This is a genomic window from Actinomadura scrupuli (assembly GCF_050971785.1).
GTDB lineage: Bacteria > Actinomycetota > Actinomycetes > Streptosporangiales > Streptosporangiaceae > Actinomadura_E > Actinomadura_E scrupuli.
Genome location: NZ_JBPCCU010000004.1, coordinates 388,280 through 409,432, shown reverse-complemented (window position 1 = coordinate 409,432; position 21,153 = coordinate 388,280). Strand labels below are relative to the sequence as shown.

17 protein-coding genes are annotated in these 21,153 nt (G+C 73.4%); 4 read left to right on the top strand and 13 right to left on the bottom strand.

The features are described 5' to 3' along the window. Nucleotides 1-16: 16 nt before the first annotated feature. The 7 genes from ACRYCC_RS21085 to ACRYCC_RS21055 form a co-directional block, all read right to left on the bottom strand. Entirely contained in the window at nt 17-385 is a 369-nt protein-coding gene (locus tag ACRYCC_RS21085; RefSeq protein WP_433814554.1) for a hypothetical protein, read from the bottom strand. Beyond that, entirely contained in the window at nt 382-1,395 is a 1,014-nt protein-coding gene (locus ACRYCC_RS21080) for an SDR family oxidoreductase (RefSeq protein WP_433814553.1), read from the bottom strand. Before ACRYCC_RS21080 ends, ACRYCC_RS21085 begins: the two co-directional genes overlap by 4 nt. Before the next feature lie 148 nt (nt 1,396-1,543). Then, on the bottom strand, nt 1,544-1,819 hold the full coding sequence (locus ACRYCC_RS21075; RefSeq protein ID WP_433814551.1) for a hypothetical protein: 276 nt from the start codon (nt 1,817-1,819) through the stop codon (nt 1,544-1,546). A 132-nt stretch (nt 1,820-1,951) separates the two neighbouring features. Then, nucleotides 1,952-4,435 (bottom strand): tetratricopeptide repeat protein, encoded by a 2,484-nt coding sequence (locus ACRYCC_RS21070; RefSeq protein WP_433814549.1) that lies wholly within the window; start codon nt 4,433-4,435, stop codon nt 1,952-1,954. A 107-nt stretch (nt 4,436-4,542) separates the two neighbouring features. Further along, on the bottom strand, nt 4,543-4,929 hold the full coding sequence (locus tag ACRYCC_RS21065) for an SCO5389 family protein (RefSeq protein WP_433814548.1): 387 nt from the start codon (nt 4,927-4,929) through the stop codon (nt 4,543-4,545). A 171-nt stretch (nt 4,930-5,100) separates the two neighbouring features. Beyond that, nucleotides 5,101-6,981, bottom strand: a complete 1,881-nt coding sequence (locus tag ACRYCC_RS21060) for a CASTOR/POLLUX-related putative ion channel (RefSeq protein ID WP_433814547.1) — start codon at nt 6,979-6,981, stop codon at nt 5,101-5,103. A gap of 173 nt (nt 6,982-7,154) precedes the next feature. Beyond that, complete coding sequence (locus ACRYCC_RS21055; RefSeq protein WP_433814546.1) at nt 7,155-8,918, bottom strand: hypothetical protein; 1,764 nt, start codon at nt 8,916-8,918, stop codon at nt 7,155-7,157. 159 nt (nt 8,919-9,077) lie between these two features. Between ACRYCC_RS21055 and ACRYCC_RS21050 the strand changes: the two genes are divergently transcribed. The 3 genes from ACRYCC_RS21050 to ACRYCC_RS21040 all read left to right on the top strand — a co-directional run bounded on the left by ACRYCC_RS21050 (nt 9,078) and on the right by ACRYCC_RS21040 (nt 12,534). Next, nucleotides 9,078-10,508, top strand: coding sequence for an aminotransferase class V-fold PLP-dependent enzyme (locus ACRYCC_RS21050; protein ID WP_433814544.1), 1,431 nt, complete (start codon nt 9,078-9,080; stop codon nt 10,506-10,508). 253 nt (nt 10,509-10,761) lie between these two features. Further along, complete coding sequence (locus ACRYCC_RS21045; protein WP_433814542.1) at nt 10,762-11,916, top strand: baeRF10 domain-containing protein; 1,155 nt, start codon at nt 10,762-10,764, stop codon at nt 11,914-11,916. Between the two features lie 162 nt (nt 11,917-12,078). Next, nucleotides 12,079-12,534: an LppU/SCO3897 family protein gene (locus tag ACRYCC_RS21040; protein WP_433814541.1), complete on the top strand. Its 456-nt coding sequence runs from the start codon at nt 12,079-12,081 to the stop codon at nt 12,532-12,534. Nucleotides 12,535-12,660: 126 nt separating this feature from the next. Here ACRYCC_RS21040 and ACRYCC_RS21035 read toward each other — a convergent pair whose 3' ends face one another. After that, a complete protein-coding gene (locus ACRYCC_RS21035) occupies nt 12,661-13,968 on the bottom strand; it encodes an FUSC family protein (RefSeq protein WP_433814539.1) in 1,308 nt (435 codons plus the stop codon). A gap of 205 nt (nt 13,969-14,173) precedes the next feature. On the opposite strand from ACRYCC_RS21035, the gene ACRYCC_RS21030 reads away from it, so the two are divergent. Continuing rightward, complete coding sequence (locus tag ACRYCC_RS21030) at nt 14,174-15,178, top strand: methyltransferase (protein ID WP_433814538.1); 1,005 nt, start codon at nt 14,174-14,176, stop codon at nt 15,176-15,178. Nucleotides 15,179-15,230: 52 nt separating this feature from the next. Here the strand turns inward: ACRYCC_RS21030 and ACRYCC_RS21025 are convergent, their stop codons facing one another. From ACRYCC_RS21025 to ACRYCC_RS21005, 5 genes are read right to left on the bottom strand one after another with little or no spacing between them, the layout of a single operon-like run. Then, nucleotides 15,231-16,172 (bottom strand): aldo/keto reductase, encoded by a 942-nt coding sequence (locus ACRYCC_RS21025; protein WP_433814536.1) that lies wholly within the window; start codon nt 16,170-16,172, stop codon nt 15,231-15,233. After that, nucleotides 16,169-17,194: an ABC transporter permease gene (locus tag ACRYCC_RS21020; RefSeq protein WP_433814534.1), complete on the bottom strand. Its 1,026-nt coding sequence runs from the start codon at nt 17,192-17,194 to the stop codon at nt 16,169-16,171. The genes ACRYCC_RS21025 and ACRYCC_RS21020 overlap by 4 nt, the downstream gene beginning before the upstream one ends. Then, on the bottom strand, nt 17,191-18,717 hold the full coding sequence (locus ACRYCC_RS21015) for a sugar ABC transporter ATP-binding protein (protein ID WP_433814532.1): 1,527 nt from the start codon (nt 18,715-18,717) through the stop codon (nt 17,191-17,193). The genes ACRYCC_RS21020 and ACRYCC_RS21015 overlap by 4 nt, the downstream gene beginning before the upstream one ends. Before the next feature lie 5 nt (nt 18,718-18,722). Further along, entirely contained in the window at nt 18,723-19,778 is a 1,056-nt protein-coding gene (locus ACRYCC_RS21010) for a sugar ABC transporter substrate-binding protein (RefSeq protein WP_433814530.1), read from the bottom strand. Further along, entirely contained in the window at nt 19,775-21,076 is a 1,302-nt protein-coding gene (locus ACRYCC_RS21005; protein ID WP_433814528.1) for an enolase C-terminal domain-like protein, read from the bottom strand. The genes ACRYCC_RS21010 and ACRYCC_RS21005 overlap by 4 nt, the downstream gene beginning before the upstream one ends. Nucleotides 21,077-21,153: the final 77 nt, after the last annotated feature.

Sequence of the window (21,153 nt, the reverse complement as noted above, 5' to 3'; positions counted from 1 at the left end):
GCTCCCGCCCCCGCTCTCACGGCGTCCCGGCAGGCGTCCGCCGCGCCGGCGCGGGCAGGTAGCCCAGCGCGAAACCGGCCGCCGCGACACCGTCCACCAGGCCCGGACGCCGCCAGCGCGGCAGGAACACCGCGGCGCCCGCGCAGGTCGCCGCATGCAGCAGATCGACCGCCGCGCCGAGCCCCCGTACGGCGGGGGTCGGCCGGGTCGCGGTGATCGCGGCCTGCGCCAGGTGCCGGGTGCCGAGCACCCGCAGCATCCAGCGGTCCCGGGTGGTGGCGGGACGGCCGGCCACCGTGGTGAACACCCGGCCCGGAACCGCGACCAGCAGGCCGCCCCACCCCGTGCGCGCCGCCGTGACGAAGGACAGGCGCGACCGGCTCATCGGCGCAGCAGGCGCAGTGCGGCCAGCCCCGCCAGCGCGGTGCCCGCGGCCGCGACCACCCCGCGGTGCTGCGCGGCCCACACCTGGTAGCTGCGCGCGTGGGCACGATCGTCGAAGGTGCCGTGCGCGCCGAAGTCGTGCCCTCCCTTGCCGTCCGCGGGCTCCCAGAGGTTCGCCGGCTGATCCGGGTCGCGGCGCCGGCCGGTCTGCTGCGACTTGTAGCCCGTGCGGGCAAGGTAGCGATCCAGCAGGCCGGGAGCGATCTCGTTGGCGAGCAGCGTCCCGACGGTGCTCCCGCCGACCCAGTACTCCCGGCGGCGGGGATGGTCGGCCGCGTACAGCAGCGCCTCGGCGGCGACCTCCGGCTGGTAGATCGGCGGCACCGGCTGCGCCTTGTCCGGGAGCCGGGACTCGACCCATTCGAACTGCGGCGTGTTCACCGCCGGCATGTGCACGATCGTGGTCCGCACGTTGCTGTGCCGGTGCAGCAGTTCGGTGCGGAGCGACTCGTGGAAGCCCTGGATGGCGTGCTTGGCGCCGCAGTACGCCGACTGCAGCGGGATGCCGCGCTTGGCCAGCGCCGAGCCCGTCTGGACGATGACGCCGCGGTCGCGCGGGATCATGACGTCCAGCGCGGCCCGGGTGCCGTACACGTAGCCCAGGTAGCTGACCTCGGTGACGCGCTTGAACTCCTCGGGCCTGATGTCGAGGAACTCCGCGAAGACCGACGAGAAGGCGACGTTCACCCACACGTCGATCGGCCCGAGCTCCCGCTCGGTACGCTGCGCCGCCGCCCGCACCTGCTCCCAGTCGGCCATGTCGGTCGGGATCGGCAGGGCCTGGCCTCCGGCGGCGCGCACGTCCTCGGCCGCCGCCTCCAGGCCGACCTCCCCGCGGGCCAGCAACGCGAGCTTGGCGCCTCGCGCGCCGAACAGCCGCGCCGCCGCCCTGCCGATTCCGCCGCTCGCGCCCGTCACCACCACTACCCGGGCCGGGTCGTCTGCGTTCATGAAATTCACCCCTGAGAACTGGATCGAAGAATGGATCACTGTTGCTCCAGGGCGACTACCCGCCTTGGCCGCCTTCATCCCGGAGCGGCGTCGTCATCGGGGCGGCACCCGGGGCCCGGCGGGGGGCGGGCCGCGGCGGGTCCCGAGGTCAGCCCACCGGTATGGTCTCGCGCGAGCGCCCGCGCATCTCGCTGAGGTCCTCGCGCTCACCGCTCGGGCCCCACTGCTCCTGCAGCCGCATGGCCGTGCCGAGGGCGAAGAACGCCGGTGCCCACTCGCCGACGAAGATGCCCCACCGGTCGGCGCGGTCGGTGCCCGCCGCCTCCATCTTCTGCGACAGCGTCCAGGACACCACCGACATGACGATCGACCCGAACCCCATGGCGTAGAGCACGTCGGACGACATGCCGATCTTGCGGATCATTCCGAGCATGAGAAACCCCCGTTGTTGCTGGCTGAAGTGGCCCTGCAGGGGGTACCCCGGCGATCCTGTGGCTAAGTCAAGGGATCGGCCAAGTCTGCGCGTCCGGCCCGCGCGCCGGTCGCGGCGTCCGGCTCAGGTGACGACGAAGACGTACCTCTGCAGCAGGCCGGTGTCCCCGCGCAGCACGCCGTGCGGGAGGTCCTCCAGCCAGTCGCCCAGCCCGGCGGTGTCCTGGTCGTGCGCGGCGCATGCCGCTCGCACGTCCGCCGCTCCCCCGGCCGGTTCCCGGTGCAGCTTCGACAGCAGCACCCTGACGTACTTGGCCTGCTCGACCGCGCCGAGCTCGGTGAAGAGCGACTCGGCCGCGCCGAGGGCCAGGCGGGCGCCGGCGAGGTCGCCGCCCTCCGCGTGGGCGACGCCGGCGCTCTGCCGGGCCGCGGCCTCGCCGTGCGGGTCCCGTTCTTCGCGGAACAGCGTCACCGCCCGTTGTGCCCACTCGAGGGCCGAGCCGCCGTGACAGGCCACGCACCGGTTCCGGTAGGCGGCGCTGAGGTTCAGGAAGATCAGGGCCTGGGCGTGCCTGGCGTCGAGCTCACGGGCCATGGCCAGAGCCGAGCACAGCTGCCAGATGACGTATCCGGGTGTCGTGGCGGGGCGCCAGTTCAAGCAGGTCAGGGCATGGTTGATGCGGGCGTTCATGAGACCGGCGGTGTCGCCGAGCCGCTGGAAGACGCCGATGGCCCTGCCGAGGGCCCTGACGGCCTCGCGGTACCGCTTCTTGACCCGGAGGGCGTCGCCGAGTGCGGTGAGCGCCTGCGCCTGTCCGCGCAGGTCACCGGTGCGCACGCAGATGTCGAGGTCACGGCGGTGGCAGGACTCGGCCCTGGCGTACCTGTGCTGACGGACGTAGGTCAGGCCGAGGTTGTGCAGGATGCGGCCCTCCGCCACCAGGTCCCGGGCGGCTCTCGCGTGGCCGAGGGCCTGGGTGAGCATGCGCGCCGAATCGTCGAACCGGCGGGCCACCCGGTAGGCGCTGCCGAGCCGCATGGCCGCGGCGCATTCCTCCAGTGGCCCGATCCGGCCCGCGGCCCGCAGCGCCGACCGGCCGGTGGCGATCCAGTCGTCGGCCCGGTGCCGGAACTCGAAGTACCCGGCGAGGTCCCCCGCCAGCCCGTACGCCTGATCCCAGCGGCCGGAGTCATGGGCGGCGGCGACCGCGGCGACCAGGTTGGGCAGTTCCAGGTCCAGCCACGTCACGGCCTCCTCCCGCGAGCCGAACCGGCCGGGGCCCGTCCGGTCCGGGCCCACCCGGTCGGGGCCCGGCCGGCCGGGGCCCACCCGGTCGGGGCCCGCCCGGTCGGGGCCCGCCCGGTCGGGGCCCGCCCGGTCGCCGGCCGGCCGGTCCAGCCACGCCGCCGCCGCTCCGGCGCCCCGCCGGTAGCAGCCCAGCAGCCGGTCCAGCGCGGCGGCACGGTCCGGCTCGGAGTCCTCGCCGGCCGCCCGCTCCCGGGCATAGTCGCGCAGCAGGTCGTGGAACCGGTACCGGCCGCTCGCGGCGCCTCCCTCGATCAGGTGTGCGGCGCGCAGCCGGCCCAGCAGCCGGCGGGCCCGCCGCTCCGGGAGACCGGCGAGCGCGGCCGCGGCCTCGGTGCCCAGCTCCGGACCCGGATGCAGGGCCGCCGACCGGAACACTCCGGCCTGCGCGGGGTCGAGATGCCGGTAGGACAGGTCGAAGGCGGCCCGGATCGCGAGGTCCTCGCCGTACTCCAGCGTCGCCAGCCGCTCGGCGGTCTCCGCCAGCGCGCCGGCCAGCTCCGCGACCGGCATGCCCGGCTCGGTGACCAGCAGCGCCACGGCGATGCGCAACGCCAGCGGGAGGTGCCCGCACAGGCGCGCCAGCTCGGCGAGCTCCCCGGGCGCCGCGCCGGCCCGGCCGTCACCGGGATCGGCCGACCGCAGCCCTCCGGAGACCAGGGCGACCGCCTCGCCGGGCGGCATGACCTCCAGCTCCATGATCCGGGCGCCGTCCAGCTCCGCGAGCGTGTGCCGGCTGGTGATCAGCACCCGGTGATCTCCCGAGCCGGGCAGCAGGGGCAGGACGTGGCCCGCCGAGAAGGCGTTGTCCAGCACCACCAGGAAGAGCCGGCCACCGCCCGCGTGCTCGGCGAGGATCGACCGGTACAGCGCCACCCGCGCGGTGTCCTCCGGTGGGACGTCCTCGCCGTGGACCCCCAGGCTCTGCAGCAGCGACGCCAGCGCCCGGGCGGGCTCGATCCTGCGCTCCGGGTCGTATCCCTGCAGGTCGATGAAGAGCACCCCGTGGAAGTGGCCCGCCGTCCACGCCCGGTGCGCCGCCCGCGTCGCGAGCGCGGTCTTCCCCACGCCCGGCAGGCCGGTGACGACCGTGGCCGCCGGGCCGGGCCGCCGCGGGTCGAGCCGCCCGGCCAGCTCGCCGAGCCAGGCCTCACGCCCCGAGAACTCGCCTTCCGGCGGCAGCCCGGCCGTCGCCGGAGGCGGCGAGGCCGGGCGGCCGATCCGCAGGCCGCCGATGTCCCGTGCCTGGACCACCGGGCCGGTGAAGACGCCGCCGACGATGGAGTTCGACGAATCCGACATCCCCCTGTTCTACGCCAGACACCCGGCCTCCGGCAGCCCACGTCCTCACCCGCGTTCCACGCGGCCCCACCGCGAGGGACGCGGGTGAAGCTCGAACGCGGCCCCCGCTAGCAGTCGACGAGTTCGGGCTGCTGGTTGAGGATCTGCGCGCGGGGGGTGGTGAACTCCCGCAGGGCGTGCTCGGCCTCCGGCCTGAAGAGGGCGACCCGGTGGCAGTTCTGGAAGGCCAGGCGCACGCCGTAGTGCCGTTCGATCGTCGTGCGCATGGCGTCACTGGCGAGCAGGCGCAGCAGTTGCCCGCGGGCCGCCTCGTCGGGCGGCGGGGTCTGGTTGTCGGCGAACTCCGCCGTGCCCGAGCTCAGGCGATCGGCGAGCCCGGAGATGAGGTTCCAGGCGTACGGAAGGGAGTCGCGGATGCAGGCGAGGAAGGCCTGGTCGTCCACGTCGCCGGTTTCGGCCTGCCGGACGAGTTGCGGGGACACGGTCAGGGACATGCGCACTCCTGTCTGTTCACCCAATGCGTCACGGGATGAACCGTCGCTATCTGCCTCACACTAGGAGAAACAGGTAGAAAGGTGTCAGTAGCGTCGCGGCAACAGCGGTGTGCCCGGACGACCCGGCCGCACCCGGACGCACCCGGACGCACCCGGAAGCACCCCGGACGCTCAGTCGTCGGCCAGGACGATGACGCGGTCGCCGGGCGCGAAGGTGAGGGGCCGGGTCTTGTCCGGGTTGAGCACGACGCCGAACGCCGGCGGCTCGGCCGCGCGGGCGGCGAGGCGGTAGCCGAACGCCACGTGACCGCGGCGGCGGGCCGCCTCGACCACCGTGTGGAAGTCCAGCCGGACACCCGGCAGGACGTAGTCGCCGGCCGGCTTGAGATAGATCTCCGAGCCTTCCTGGTCGAAGAGATCGGCGAAGACCCCGGCGAGATGGCGGTTCTCCGAGAGCTGCACCATGAGCAGGCTGATCAGCTTGTCGCTGACGATGAAGTCGTCGGCCCGGGTGACCTGGGCGAGCGTGCGGTTGCGGTCGTCGCTCATCTCGCTGACGATCGAGTAGCGCCGTCCGCTCTCGGCCTGCATCTGCCGCAGGTGCAGCAGCGTGATCAGGGCGCGGCTGTCGGCGTACTGCGCGTCGGGCTCGTCGTAACAGAGCACGATCACGTGGTCGAACCCGGCGACGTCGACGGAGTCGAGGGAACCGCGGTCGTCGGTGTCGCCGAGCCGGAAGGTCACCGTCAGGTCGTGCAGGCCGTCCCGGATCTGGTCCAGCTCCACCTTGGCGTCCGGGTCGTCGGCGAGGACGGCGAGCGTGGACCCCGGCGCGACACAGCCGTCGAGCTGCCGCACGATGTTGGCGGCCCGCCGGTTCCAGCCGAGCATGAGCGCCCGCTCGGGGCGTGGCGGGCGGTGCGGCTCGGGTGCCATGGCCTCCTCGGCGACGATGCCCGTGTGCTCGTGGACCGTGATGGCGTCGTCGTCCGCGGCGATGACGATGACCTGGTCGCCGCCGCCGATCACCTCGCCCATCGGCGGTTTCAGCGCGATGGTGCCGTCGGCCCGGCGCAGGCCGATGAGCGACGCCGTCGGGTAGGCGTGCAGGGCCTCGCCGAAGGTGCGGCCGGCGAGCGCGGGCTCGGCGTGCAGGTAGATCTCGTCGCCCGCGAAGTCGAGCAGGTCCTGGTAGACCACCGACAGCCCCGACTGGCGGCACGTCTGCACGATGAGCCGGGCGGCGATGTCGTCGGAGTCGACGAGGCAGGTCTCCTCTCCCCCGGCCAGCCGCGCCGCCGGGTGGTTGCGGGCATGCCGGACGGCCGCCACGATGTGGTACGGATCCTGGCGCCGGGTGGGGCTGTTGGTGATGGCCAGCAGGGTCTTGATGACGTGCGCGTCCGGGGTGTCGCCGGGCGGTGAGAGCACGATGATCGACCGTGCGGTCTGGGGCGCGACCAGGTCGAGGTCCGCGGGATCGATCGGGCTGCCGGTGCGGCAGATGACCCTGGTGGTGCCGGTCGGCCCGACGACCCGGCGGATCTCCTCCTCCATCTCCACCCGGTCCTTGGCGGCCAGGACGGCGACCCGGCCGCGGCGCTGGTTGGCGTTGGCCTCGACCAGCTCCGAGACGACCGGGAAGATCTGGTCGGACCAGCCGATGACCACGGTGTGGCCCTCCTCGATGACCGCGGACCGGCCCTTGCGGAGCTGGGCGATCCGCTGGTTGAGCCCGGAGGTCAGGACGCTGATCAGCGCGCTGGCGAAGAACAGCCCGGAGAGGGCCAGCAGGATCACCAGCAGCCGGTGGTACCAGGCGCCCTCGGTCGCGTCGCCCAGCTCGAAGGTGCTGATCGTGCTCTTCCAGATCTGGCTGACGATGTCGCCGACACTGGTGTGCCTGGTGTCGGCCAGCGAGAGCAGGGCGCTGAGGACGACGACGAGTCCCAGCGACACCGCCGCGAGCCAGCCGACGAGGGCGGGCGTGCCGCGCGACATCGTGTTGTCGAACCAGTAACGGAGGCGCTGACGCGGGCCGGGACCACTCATGGGACTCCCTGCGGTATCTCGCCGACAACGGACCATGCGGAGCGAGGCCCTCGCCGGCGGCCGGGCGCGTGCGGGGGAACGCTACCGCTGTGCCCACCTTAGGTAATCGGCCGGATTCACAAGGTGACAATCGTGCACCCGGAGGCCCCGGGAAGCCCGACGAGCCCGTGCGGCTAGCGGCGGCTCAGCACCCGCGCGACCGCCGCCGCGATCGTGGTCGCCAGCACCCATCCGGCGGCGACGAGGAAGTAGGAGAACCACTGCTGCGCCCCGGCGGGGTTGCGGGTGGCCTGCTGCCCCAGGTCGACGATGGGCAGGAGCAGATCGAGGGTGTAGATGACCGCGTTGAAGTGCGGGGACTCACCGGCCTTGAGCGCGGGCGGCGGCGCGGCACCGTAGACCACGCTGCCGACGGTCAGCAGCACCGCCAGCCACAGCACCGCGCGCCAGGGCTGGTACCCGTAGGCGACGGTCGCGTCCTGCAGGGTCCCCCAGACCCGCCCGAGGACAGGCTTGAGCGACCGCTGGCGGCGCTCCTTGGCGTGCAGGACGCGCAGCGCCTCACTCGGCTGCCCGGTCCGGGTGTACATCGCCGCGAGCTGCTCGTACAGCTGCGGCTGGTAGCCGTGGGGGTCCCGGGCCAGCCAGCGCAGCCGCTCGCTCGCGGGCAGCCGCGGGTGCAGGGTCTCGTAGGTCAGCCCCTCCAGGTGCAGCCGCTCCGGCCAGCGGGCCGGGTCGTCGCGCAGCAGGCCGATGCGCGCGTGGTCGAGGACCACGGCGCCCTCGACCGGTTCTCCCGGCAGCAACGCGACCTCCCCGGCGTGCAGCGTGCGCGCGTCCAGCGCGGTCCCGCCCGGATTGGCCAGCCGGGCCCCGTCGAGGTCGATCCCGGCGGCGACCTGCGTGCCGATCAGGCTGACCCGGCCACCTGCGACGGTGAGACCGGAGGCGTCGAGTTCACCGAGGGTGGCGCGGTCGAGCTTGAGCGCGGTGCCACCCGGATTGCACAGCCGCGCTCCGTTGACCGTGAGATGAGCCTTGACCTGCGCCCCGACCAGGTTCACCTCCCCCTCGGCGGAGAACCCCCGCCAGCACCACACCGCCCCGTCGACCACGAGTCCGCCGGCGTTCAACGCCAGCCCCCCGGCGTTGCCCAGCGTGGCGCCCGGAAGGCGCAGGCTGCCCCCGATGCTCGAGTTGCGCAGCCGTACCTCCCCCTCGGCCGTCAGCCCGCCGCCCTCGAACCGGCCGCCGACGACCGCCTCGGAGACGTTCAGCGCCCAGGATCCCGGGCAGCTGATCCGGGCTCCGGCCAGTTCCACCGAACCGGTCAGCCGGGCGCCGCGCAGCAGGACGGCGCCCCGCGCGACGAAGCCCATGTCGCCCTGGAAGTCGCCGTCCACGACCAGGCCGTCGGCCGCGATCGCCGTCCCGTCCGCGTCCGCGCCCACCTCGGCGCCCTGCACGCTGAGCTGCCCGGACACCTCCGCGCGGTCCAGCCGGATCCCGCCGTCGACGACGCTGCGGGCGAGGTTGAGGATGCCCTCGACCCGCATCCGGGCGCCGTTGAAGCCGCTGAGCCCGCATGCCACGATGCGCACGGTCCTGGTGGTCGTCTCGACGAGGCGCAGGAGCCCATCGAAGCCGCAGTACTCGCAGACCAGCGCGTGGCCGATCGTGGCGCCCATCAGATCGAGGCGCCCGGTGACCCGCGCGCCGCGCAGCCGGATCGCAGGGAACCGGCCCGGCTCGGCGGGGCGCGCCCCGAGCAGCAACGCGGAGATCACCTCGGCCCGGACGGTGCGTTCCGGTCCCCACAGATGGGCGCCGGAGACGTCGTCGGCCTCCGGCTCGCCGGTGCGCAGATCGACCCACGCACCCTGGGGGAAGGCCGACCACAGCAGCCGCTCGGGCTCGCTGAGGGTGTCCGGTCGCAACAGATCACCATCCAGGAGGAGAAGTCACCTGATCTTCGACCCGCCACCGCCGCGGGCGGTTCCCGGCGTCCGCATCCGGACACCCCGGTCCCTTGCGGCGCCGGCGGATCTTTAAGATCGTTTTGACCGTACTAACGCTACTTCCGGGTCGGGGGCAGGATGGGCGAATCACCGGCGCTGACACCTGCCGGTGCGCTGGACCCCCTCGTCCCGCACGACCTGCTGGAAGACCTCCGCGCGACCGAGTACGGCTACCTCGACGCGGACGATCACCTCTACCTGGACTACACCGGCGCGGGCCTGCCCGCCGACGCCCAGTTGCGGGCGCACGCCGACCGCGTGCGGGGCCGCTGCTTCGGCAACCCGCACACCGGGAGCCCGTCGTCGGAGGCCTCCACCGAGCTCGTGGAGCAGACCCGGGCGGCGGTCCTGGCCTTCTTCAACGCCGACCCGCAGGAGTACGCCGTCGTCTTCACCGCCAACGCGACGGCCGGCTGCAGGCTCGTCGGTGAGGCCTACCCGTTCCGCCGGGGCTCACGGCTGGTCATGACCGCCGACAACCACAACTCGGTGCACGGGATCCGCGAGTTCGCCCGGGCCCGCCGCGCGGCCGTCGAGTACGTGCCGGCCGAGCCGCCCGAACTGCGCGCCGACGAGGCCCGGCTGCGGGCCGCCCTGACCCGGCGGCGGCGCGGGGCCAGCCTGTTCGTCTACCCGGCGCAGAGCAACTTCACCGGCGTGCAGCATCCGCTGGACTGGATCGGCCTGGCCCACGAGCACGGGTACGACGTGCTGCTGGACGCCGCCGCCTTTGTGCCCGCCAACCGGCTCGACCTGTCCCTCGTGCGTCCCGACTTCGTGCCGGTCAGCTGGTACAAGGTCTTCGGCTATCCCACCGGGGTCGGCTGCCTGGTCGCCCGCCGGGAGGCGCTGGCGCGGCTCGTCCGGCCCTGGTTCGCCGGCGGGACCGTCCTGGCGGCCAGCACCCTGGGCGGCTGGCACGTGATGGCCGGCGACGAGAGCGCCTTCGAGGACGGCACCCTCAACTTCCTGGCCATCCCCGACGTGCGGACCGGCCTGGCGTGGATCGACGGCATCGGCGTCGACGTCGTCCACCGGCACGTCACCGCCCTCACCGGCCGGCTGCTCGGCGAGCTGGCGCGGCTGCGGCACGGCGACGGCACCCCGATGATCCGCCTGTACGGGCCGGGCCACACCGGCGGGCGGGGCGGCACCGTGGCGTTCAACATCCTGGACGCCCGCGGCGACGTCGTCGACGAACGGGTGGTCGCCCGGGACACGGCGGCCCGGCGGATCTCGATCCGCACCGGGTGCTTCTGCAATCCCGGTGCGGGAGAGGGCGCCTTCGCCCTCGGGCACCGGGCGCTCACCGGCCGGGTCCGGACCGGCGCCCGCCCTCTGGAGGACCGTCTCGGCCTGCTCGGGCTGCCGACCGTCGGCGCCGTCCGGGCCTCCCTCGGGGTCGCCTCCAACGGCACCGACGTGGAACGTTTCACGGCCTTCCTCGAGGAGACCTACCGCGACCGCGTCCCGGGCGCCGCGGGGCTGCCTCCCCGGGAGCGGTGCTGAGCCCGCGCGCCACGACCGCGCACGCCGCCGGCGCCGCGAACCCGGCGAGTATCACCTGGTCGACGGCCTGCCCGGCCCCGCCCGGAAAATCTTCCCGGAGAGCGGTGCCCGCACGGCGCCGATGACGGGTGACCGGTGATCGGCGGTGGTTCCGGCACCGCTCCCGGGGCATCGATTCCCCTCGGTCGGGGGATGTCCGGAGCGGGGAGCGCGCGGAATCTGGCAGGAGACCGACCGCAGGGGGAACGTCAGCATGATCACTAAAGACCTGATCGATGACATCCTCGCCTTCGACGGAGGCGGGCTGCCGGTGGTGTCGATGTATCTGGGCCTCGATCCCGCCGATCATCGCGGCGCGATCACCACGCGCGCCAAGAGCCGGCTGCAACAGGCCGTTCCGCTGGCCGAGGACCGGTCCGCCGCGCACGAGGTCCGGCTGTCGGTCCGCGGCGACATCCAGCGCATCGAGGACGCCGCGACCCGGCACCGGGGCGACGGCGGCGCGGTGGCGTGGTTCTCCTGCAGCGGGGCCGGCCTCTTCGCCGAGATCGCCCTGCCCCGGAGCGTACGGGACCAGATGATCATGGACACCACTCCGTGGGTCCGGCCGATGCTCGCGGTGCTGGACGAGTACCACCGCTCGTGCGTCGTCGTGCTGGACAAGCGCACGGCGACGCTGTGGGAGCTGTACCAGAACGAGATGCGCCGTATCGAGGACATCCGGGACCGGGCGCTGCGCAAGCCCGACTACGGCGGCTGGGCGGGCCTGAAGGAGTACCGGGCGCGTAACAAGGCCGACACCCTGGTGAAAGGGCATTTCCGCCGGACCGCGACGCTGCTGGACGAGCTGTTCCGGTCCGGCGGGTACGAGCTGCTGATCATCGGGGGCCACGAGGAGGACATCCCGCCCTTCCAGGAGTTTCTGCCCCGGCACCTGCGGCCCAGGCTGGCCGGCGTCTTCCGGCTCGACACCTCGGCCGGCCAGGCCGAGATCCGGGGAAAGGCCCAGGAGATCGTCGACCGGTACGAGCGCGAGGACGAGCGCCGGCAGGTCGCCGAGGTCTTCGAGCAGGCCGCGACGGGCAGATTCGCCGCCATCGGCGCGGAGGAGTGCCTGTGGGCGGGCTCGGTGGCGGCCGTACGGCATCTGCTCGTCCAGGACGGGGCCGAGGTCGCCGGGGTGGTGTGCGACGAGTCCGGCTGGCTGGGCCTGCGGGGCGGGACCTGCCCGTTGTGCGGGAGCCCGACCCGGCCCACACCGGACGTCCTTGACGAACTCGCCGAGACCGTGATCGACGAGGGCGGATCGGTGGAGCACATCGAGGCCGACACGGACCTGCGCAAGGAGGGCGTGGCCGCCTTCCTGCGGTTCCCCCTGCCGCCCCGGCCCGAGGAGGCCGCGAGCTGAGCACCGGCGGCACCCGGCGCGGGCGCGCACGGGCCCGCCGATACGGCTGCGGGCCCGGATCGGTGGACGCCAAATACCAACCAACAGAACAAACCGGGCGTCGTAGGTCACAGAAACACGGTCGACCTACTCACTGATCAGCTCACCTCGAAAGGCGAACCGGTGACGTACCCTCCCGAGCCCGGCCACCCGCTGCCACCTCCGAACGTGCCCCCGCCCCCGGCGGTCCCGCCGTACGGCCCGCCCGCCGGGCCGCTCCCCGGCGCTCCGGCGGCCCGGCCCAAGAACTCCCTCGCCGGGAAGATCACTCTCGGCGTCATCGCCGTCGCGCTGGTCGTCATCGGCGTCCTGGCCTGGAAGGAGTCGCACAGCAGCCCCGACGCGGCCAAGGTCGGCGACTGCGTGGCCCGCTCGGGCGCCAACGACATCAAGATCGTGAGCTGCACGGACTCCACGGCGGCCTACAAGGTGGTCGGCAAGGTGGAGAACCAGACCGAGCCGGCCTTCCGGATCAGCACCGGCAGGATCTGCAAGCCCTTCCCCGCGGCCAAGAGCGCCTTCTGGAAGGGCAAGGTGGGCAGCACCGGCTACGTGCTGTGCCTCGGCCCCGTCAAGTAGCGGCTTGCGCGGGGACCGCCCCGCATCGGACGGGCAGGCCGGTTCCCGGGAACCGGAGACCGGCCCGCGACCACCCGGCGCCTTGACGTTGTAAGGTGACTGCGGGTGACGCGAGGCCAGGCCCGCTCAGGTGACGCCGGACCGGACGGGGTTGCGGAAGCCGGCCACCTTGGCGCCCGCCTCGGCCGGCCGGACGCCGGACTCGCCGAGGCCGGCCCGCCGCGTCCCGCCTCCTGGGCGGCGCACGGCGGTGAGCCGGCGGGGAGCCCGGACCCGCTGGACTCCCGGGCGCCCCGACTCCGGGGGGCGCCGGCGGGGGGCCTCGGCCCGGTGCTCGGCCCGCAACCCGTCCAGCAGCCGGTCCAGGTGGACCAGCAGCTCTCCGTGCAGCGGCCAGTGCCCGGGGTCCTCGCGCAGCAGCCGGCCGAGCTCGTCGCGGTACCGCCGCCCCTCGGACAGGTGCCGGTCCACCCCGGCACGCACCCGCCCGGGGTCGTCGGCGGAGTCGGCACTGCCGTAGAACCGCGCGGCGGCGGCCAGCTCGCGGAGCACCGCCGCCAGCCGGTCACGCACGTCGGCCTCCCACATCTCCGCGCCCAGACCCGCGCGGTCGGCCAGCACCAGCCCGGTGCGGTCGGCCAGCGACCGGGCCAGCCCGCGGAGCGTCACGGTGGCGTGTTCCAGGGCCTCCAGGCGGCCCCGCAGCACGAGACCGGAGAACACCAGCCCGCGGGCGCGCGGGTTGAGGCGGACGCTGTCCTCGGCGGTACCGAGCTCGTCGTCCACCCGCTGGATCTTCTGGCCGAGCCGGCGGGAACGTTCCAGCCAGCTCTCCACCGTCCGCTTGTCCGGCTCGGCGCCCAGGTCGCCGGCGATGCCGTCGAGCAGGGAACCCATCGACCGGCCGAGCTCGGCGATCGCCTCCTCGGCGGGCTGGACCCGCACCGGTGAGGCGATCAGTCCCGCCAGCAGGCCGACCCCCGCCCCGATGAGCGTCTCCAGGATCCGGTCGGCCGCGGCCGTCTCGGTGCCCAGCTGCAGCACGAGCATCGCGCTGATGGGCACCTCGAGGATGTGGGCGCCGAGCCGTAGCGCGTACCCCACCACCAATGCGGCCCCGATGGTGACGGCCAGGCTCCACCAGGCGAAGCCGAGGGTCGCGACGAGCACGACGGCCACCATCACCCCGGCGATCACGCTGATGACCCGCTGGCCCGCGTGCTTGATCGTCTGAAAGAGCGAGGCCTGGACGACCAGGAGCGCGGTGAGCGGGGCCAGCAGCGGCGCCGGGTTGCTCTGCAGGCCGAGCGCGATCAGGTAGGACGCCACGGCGGTGACCACCAACCGGACGATGAACATCGCCGTGGGCCGGGTACGCCGCCGGACCAGCCGGAGCTGCTCCGGTGACGCGGCGGCGCGGACGCGCTCGGGCATACGGGAACGGGAGAACACCTGAGTCAAGGACAAGGAGGAATCGCTCAATCGGCTAGCGCATGGAATGATCATGGGCGGGGTGGCGGTGACTCCGGCCACCAGGCCGGCCTGCGGAGAGACCCGCTCGGCCCGACCCTAGGTGCAAGCGACGGCCCCGGGGCGATATTCCCCCGGCATTTCCCCGATAGGCCGAAGGGAGCAGCTGATGACGGATCAGGACGTACCGGAAGGCGAGCTGTGGGCGCTGGCGGACCTGGCGACGCCGATGGCGGTGCGCGTGGCGGCCACCCTGCGGATCGCCGACCACCTCGCACGGGAGCCGCGGACCGCGCCGGAGCTGGCCGAGGCGGCGTACGCCGACGCCGGGGTGCTCGAGCGGGTGCTGCGGCATCTGGCCGCCGCGGGAGTGCTGAGCCGCGACGAGGCCGGGCGGTACGCGCTGACCGCCCGTGGCGAGGTGCTGCGAGACGATCACCCCGCCGGTGTGCGCGGCGTCCTGGACATCGAGAGCGCGGTCGGCCGGGCCGACCTGTCGTTCGTCCAGCTGCTGCACACCGTGCGCACCGGTGAGGCCGCGTTCCCCGCGCAGTTCGGCCGCTCCTTCTGGGACGACCTGTCGGCCGATCCCGCGCGCTCGGCGTCCTTCGACGCGCAGATGGGCCTCGACGTCACGGCCGACGCGCCCTCGATCGTCGCGGCCTACGACTGGGGATCGCTGGGGCGGGTGGTCGACGTCGGAGGCGGGAACGGCGCGCTGCTGACCGCGCTGCTGCGCGAGTACCCCGCCTTGCGGGGCATCGTCGTGGATCTGCCGGACACCGCCGAGGCCGCGCGGGCGACGTTGACGGCGGCGGGGCTCGCCGGCCGCGGCGAGGTGCGGCCGGGCAGCTTCTTCGACCCGCTCCCGCCGGGCGCCGGGGGGTATCTGCTGTCGGCGATCCTGCACGACTGGGACGACGAGGGCGCCCGCGCGATCCTGCGGCGCTGCGCCGAGGCGGCGGGCCCCGGCGGCCGCGTGTTCGTCGTGGAGAAGAACGGCCCGGACGCCCGGTCGCCGGACAGCGGAATGGACCTCCGGATGCTGGTGTACTTCGGCGGACGGGAACGCGGCGTCGCCGAGCTGACCCCGCTGGCCGCGGCGGCCGGGCTCGGGGTCGCGGCGGTGCACCCCGCGGGCGCCCTGTCGGTCGTCGAGCTGACGGCCCGCTGACCGGCCGGTGCCGGGCGGGGCCGGTCCGGGCGTCCGCCGGGAGCGCGGGCCGCTACCGGGCCAGCTCGGCCCAGAGCGCCTCGGGGACCGGCCGCCGGAACATCTCGACGTTGTCGTCGACCTCCTCGGGAGAGCGGCAACCCGCCAGCACGGCGGTCACCGCGGGATGCCGCAGCGGGAACTGCAGGGCCGCGGCCCGCAGCGGCACCCCGTGGGCCTCGCACAGCTCCCGCATCGCCAGGGCGCGGGCCAGCAGCGCCGGCCCGGCCGGGGCGTATTCGTAGGTGGCACCGGGCCTGGGGTCGGCGAGCAGCCCCGAGTTGTACACGCCGCCGATCACGGCGGAGGTGCCCGTCTCCAGGCAGGCCGGCAGCAGGTCCCCGGCCGCCGAGCGGTCCAGCAGGGTGTAGCGGCCGGCGCACAGCACCACGTCGAGGGAGAGCCGCCGGACGAACCGGGTGAGCATCTCGGTCTGGTTCATCCCGGCGCCGATGGCCCCGACGACGCCCTCCTCCCGCAGCTCCGCCAGCGCGGGGAACGCCTCCCGGTAGACGAGCTCCTCGTGGTCGTCGGGGTCGTGCAGGTAGACGACGTCGACCCGGTCGAGGCCGAGCCGCTCCAGGGACTCCGCGAGCGAGCGCCGGATGCCGTCCCGGCTCCAGTCCCACTCCCGCCGCAGCGGCGGGGGGTCGGCGAACCCCGCGGGCTCGGGCTCCGCACCGGGGCCGAGGGGCACCAGCCGGCGCCCGACCTTGGTGGAGACGGTGTACGGAGCCCGGCCCGCCAGCGCCCGGCCCAGCCGGGACTCCGCCCGCCCGGCGCCGTAGTGCGGGGCGGTGTCGAAGTACCGTATGCCCCGCTGCAGGGCCCGCCGTACGGTCGCGGTCGCCTGCTCGTCGGAGACCGGCTCGAACAGCCCGCCGATGGCGGCGCCGCCGAAGGACAGCTCGGTCACCTCGACCTGGGTGCGCCCCAGCGTGCGCGTGGCGATCATTCCTGCGCCCGCCCCGACGTGACCCGGGCCAGCATCAGCGCGACGAGGATGATCGCGCCGTTCAGCGCGCCGATCCACTGCGCGGGGACCCCGGCCAGGGTCAGGACGTTCTGGATCAGGTAGAGCAGGAGAATGCCGGTGAAGGCGCCGAAGATCGTGCCCCGGCCGCCGTTGAGCGAGACGCCGCCGATGACCGCCGCCGCGAAGACCGTGAAGATCGCGCCGTTGCCCTGCGCGGCGGCGACCGAGGCGAGCCGCCCGGTGAGCAGCAGGCCGCCCAGCGCGGCGAGCAGCCCGGCGACGATCAGCGTGGTCCACAGCACCCGGTCGACCCGGATGCCCGCGGCCCTGGCCGCGTCCGCGTTGCCGCCGATGGCGTACAGCGAGCGGCCGAACCGGGTGTGCCCGGTCACCAGGATCGCCACCGCGTACAGCACCAGGCAGATCCAGATCGACGCGGGCAGGCCCAGCCACACGGCGTTGCCCAGGTAGAGGAAGGACGCGGGCAGGTTGAAGAACGTCTTGCCGCCGGTGATCCCGGTGAGCAGGCCGCGCAGCACGATCAGCATGCCCAGCGTGACGATGAAGCCGTTGAGGCGGAACTTCACGATGAGCAGCCCGTTCACGGCGCCGATGAGGACCCCCGCCGCGAGGGTCAGCGGGATCGACCAGCCTCCGGGAAGCCAGCCGAGGCCGTTGGTGAGGCCCGGGGTGAGCACCAGCAGGGCCGCGAGCCCGGGGGCCAGCCCGAACGTCGACTCCAGCGACAGGTCCATCCGGCCGCAGATCAGCACCAGGGCCTCGGCCAGCACCAGGAGCGAGATCTCCGACTGCTGCTGGAGCACGTTCACCAGGTTCTCCCAGTGCAGGAAGACCGGGTTGACCAGATATCCGACGATCATGATGGCGGCGATCGCCGGCACCAGCGCCAGGTCGCGCAGGCCCGCGACCCGCAGGCCGCCCAGCCGCCGTACGGCCGGTGCGGCGCCGGGCCCCGCGTCCATCGTCTTGGTGGTGCTCACCGTGAGACTCCTTCCATCGCCGCGATGAGGTCGTGGTCGTGCCAGCCCCGCGGCATCTCCTCGACGACGGCTCCCTTGAACATGATGATCACGCGGTCACAGGGCCGGAGGTCGTCGAGCTCGTCGGAGACGATCAGGACGCCCGCTCCCCCGCGGGCCGCGTCCTCGGCGGCGCCGATGAGCGTCTCCTTGGCGCGGACGTCCACCCCCGCCGTCGGCTGCATCAGCACCAGCGCCTTCGGCTCCCCGGCCAGCGCCCGGGCCATGACGACCTTCTGCTGGTTGCCGCCGGACAGGTCCGACACCGGCTGGTCCGGGCCGCTGGCCTTGATGGTGAGCCGGTCGATGGCGGCCACGCCGAGGGCGGTCCGCCGCCGGGTGCTCACCAGGCCGAAGGAGCCGAGCCGCTCGGGCACCGCGAGGGTGGCGTTCTCGGCGATGGACAGGTCGGGGACCAGACCCTCGCGGTGCCGGTCCTGCGGCACGAAACCGGCCCCTGCCCGCAGCGCGGCGGGCACGCTGGCGGCCCGCGGCCGTACGCCCGCGATCTCGACGGAACCGGCCGCGGCGCGGCGCAGCCCGACGACGCACTCGGCGACGGCCATCTTGCCGGAGCCGCCCGCCCCGGCCAGCCCGACGACCTCCCCGGGCAGCACCGTGAACGACACGTCCTCGAACTCGCCGGGCAGGCCGAGGCCGGCGACGCGCAGCGCGGGCGTACCGCCGGCGGTCGGCGGGGGGCGGTCGGCGGCGGGCGCGATCAGGCCCGTCGCCTCGCCGGTCATCGCCGCCACCAGGTCCTGCTTGGGCAGCTCGGCGACCGGCGCGGTGACGATGTGCCGGGCGTCGCGCATGACGGTGACGACGTCACAGCCGTGGTAGACCTCGTCGAGGTGGTGGCTGATGAACAGGAACGTCACACCCTGTTCCCGCAGCGACCGCATGCGGGTGAACAGCCGCTCGATGGCCTGCGCGTCGAGCTGGGCGGTCGGCTCGTCGAGGATGATGAAGCGTGAGCCGTGCGACAGCGCCCGCGCGATCTCGACGAGCTGGATCTGCTCGACGGTGAGCTCACCGGCCGGCCTGCGCACGTCGACGTCGACGTCCCAGGCGCCGAGGACCTCACCGGCGGCGCGCCGCAGCGAGGCCCAGGAGATCAGCCCGCCGCGCCGGCGCGGCTGGGCGTTGAGGAAGAGGTTCTCCGCGACCGACAACGACGGGATCACCGTCGACTTCTGGTAGACGCAGGCGACCTGACGCCGCCACGCCTGCCGGTCGGCGATCGGCGGGGCGGGCTCACCGGCCAGCAGCACCCGCCCGGAGTCGGGGGCCTGCAGGCCGGTCAGCAGCGACACCAGAGTGGACTTGCCGGCCCCGTTCCGGCCGACGAGGGCATGGATGCGCCCCTCCGCGACCTCGATCGACACCTCGTCCAGCGCCACCGTCACGCCGAAGCGCTTGGACACGCGCACGGCCGTCGCGGCCGGCGGGGGGGCCGCCCGGCCGGCCGCGGGCTCGGTCATCGCGTTCACTTGATCTGGTTACCCCACAGCTGGGGGTCGTCGGCCTTGGTGGAACCGCTGAACGACCCGTCCTTGGTGACCAGGGGCGCGGGGAGCTGGTCCTCGAGCAGCCCCGGCCTGACCTGGACGATAGTGGAGCCGTGATCGGTCTTGCCCGGCTGGAAGGTCTTGCCGTCGATCGCGGCCTTGACGTAGAACAGCGCGTACTTGGCGTACAGGTCCGCCGGCTGCGAGACCGTCGCGTCGATCTCGCCCGCCTGGATCGCCTTGAGCTCCTGGGGGATCCCGTCGTTGGACACGATGAAGACGTGCTTGGGGTCGCCCGGCGGCACCAGCAGGTTCTTCTGCTTGAGCAGCTGGATCGTGGGCGCGAGGAACACCCCGCCCGCCTGCATGTAGATCCCGTTGATGTCGGGATTGGCGGCGAGCACCGTCTGCAGCTTGTTGGCCGCGACATCGCCCTTCCACTCGGTCGCCTCACCGAAGACCTTGATGCCGGGGTACTTGCTCTGCATGCACTGGTTGAAGGCCTCGGTGCGGTCCCGGCCGTTGACCGAGGCGAGGTCGCCCTCGAACATCACGACCTTGCCCTTGCCCTTGAGCCGCTCGCCGAGGAACAGGCAGGCCTTCTCCCCGTACGCGCGGTTGTCGGCCCGTACGACCATGAACACGTCGCCCTTGTCCGGCCGGGTGTCCACGGTCACCACCGGGATCTTCTTCGCCTTGAGCTGGTCGAGGGTGGGCGCGATCGCCGCCGTGTCCTGCGGTGCCATCACCACGCCCTTGACGCCCTGCCCGGTGAGCGCCTGGACGTTGGCGGTCAGCTTGGCGACGTCGTTCTCGGAGTTGGAGGTCTTGAGGTCGAGCTTGTACTCGGTCCCGTACTGCGGGACGTACTTGATGTAGGAGTTCCAGAAGTCGGAGTCGGACCGGGGGTAGTCGACGCCCACGACCGAGGAGCCGCCACCGCTGCCGCCCGTGGTGCCGCCGTCGCCGCAGCCCGCCGCCAGTGCCATGAGCCCGGCCAGCGCCGTCGCGGTCGCGAGTGTCCTGCGTCTCATCTCTGCTCCTTCAATGACTGTTGCGGGGGTGGGTACCGCCATGCCGTGCCGCCGGGATAGGTGTGCTCGGCCAGCGACGCCGGGAGCAGCTCCGCGGACATCCCGGGCAGGGTGGGGGCCAGGTAGCGCCCTTCGCGGATCCGCACCGGATCGGCGAAGTGCTCGTGCAGGTGGTCGATGTACTCGATCACACGGCCGTCGGTGGAGCCGCTGATCGCGACGTAGTCGAACATCGCCAGGTGCTGGACGACCTCGCAGAGCCCGACCCCGCCGGCGTGCGGGCAGACCGGCACGCCGTACGCCGCGGCGAGCAGCAGGATCGCGACGTTCTCGGTCACCCCGCCGACCCGGCAGGCGTCGAGTTGCAGGACGTCGATGGCGCCGGCCTGCAGGAGCTGCTTGAACATGACCCGGTTGTGGACGTGCTCCCCGGTGGCCACCTTGACCGGGCGGACCGCCCGGCGGATCGCGGCGTGGCCGAGCACGTCGTCCGGGCTGGTGGGCTCCTCGATCCACCAGGGGTCGTAGGGCTTGAGGGCGTCGATCCAGGCGATGGCGTCCGGGACGTCCCAGCGCTGGTTGGCGTCGATCGCGATCCGCACGTCCGGCCCGACGGCCTCGCGGGCGAGGCGCAGCCGCCGTACGTCCTCGGCCAGGTCGGCGCCGACCTTGAGCTTGATCTGGGTGAACCCCTCGGCGACGGCCTCCCGGGCGAGCCGGACCAGCTTGTCGTCGGTGTAGCCGAGCCAGCCCGGGGTGGTGGTGTAGGCCGGGTAGCCCGATGCCCGGAGGGCGGCCTCCCGTCCGGCCCTGCCGCCGGCGGCCTCGCGCAGCAGGTGCAGCGCGTCCTGCGGGGTGAGCGCGTCGGTCAGGTAGCGCCAGTCGGCCAGGTCGACGACCTGCTCGGGCGCCATGTCCGCCAGCAGCTTCCAGACCGGGACGCCCGCCACCTTCCCGGCCAGGTCGAACGCGGCGTTGATGATCGCCGCCGCCGCCATGTGGACCACGCCCTTCTCCGGGCCGAGCCAGCGCAGTTGCGAGTCATGGCCGAGCCTGCGGGCGAACTCCCCCAGGTCGCCGAGGTCGAGGTCGCGGCCGGTCACCAGCGGGGCGTAGGCGTTCAGCGCCGCGACGCAGACCTCGTTGCCCCGGCCGATGGTGAAGCAGAATCCGTGCCCCTCGGCGTCCACGTCGGTGCGCAGCACCACGTAGGCCGCCGAGTAGTCCGGGTCGGGGTTCATGGCGTCCGAGCCGTCCAGCATCCGGGAGGTGGGAAAGCGGACGTCGTAGGTGTCCATACCAGTGATCTTCATGCCGTTCCGGCCGTCCGCCGCGGCGCCACCGGCCCCGGGCGGGGCCCGCCCGCCCCGTGGCC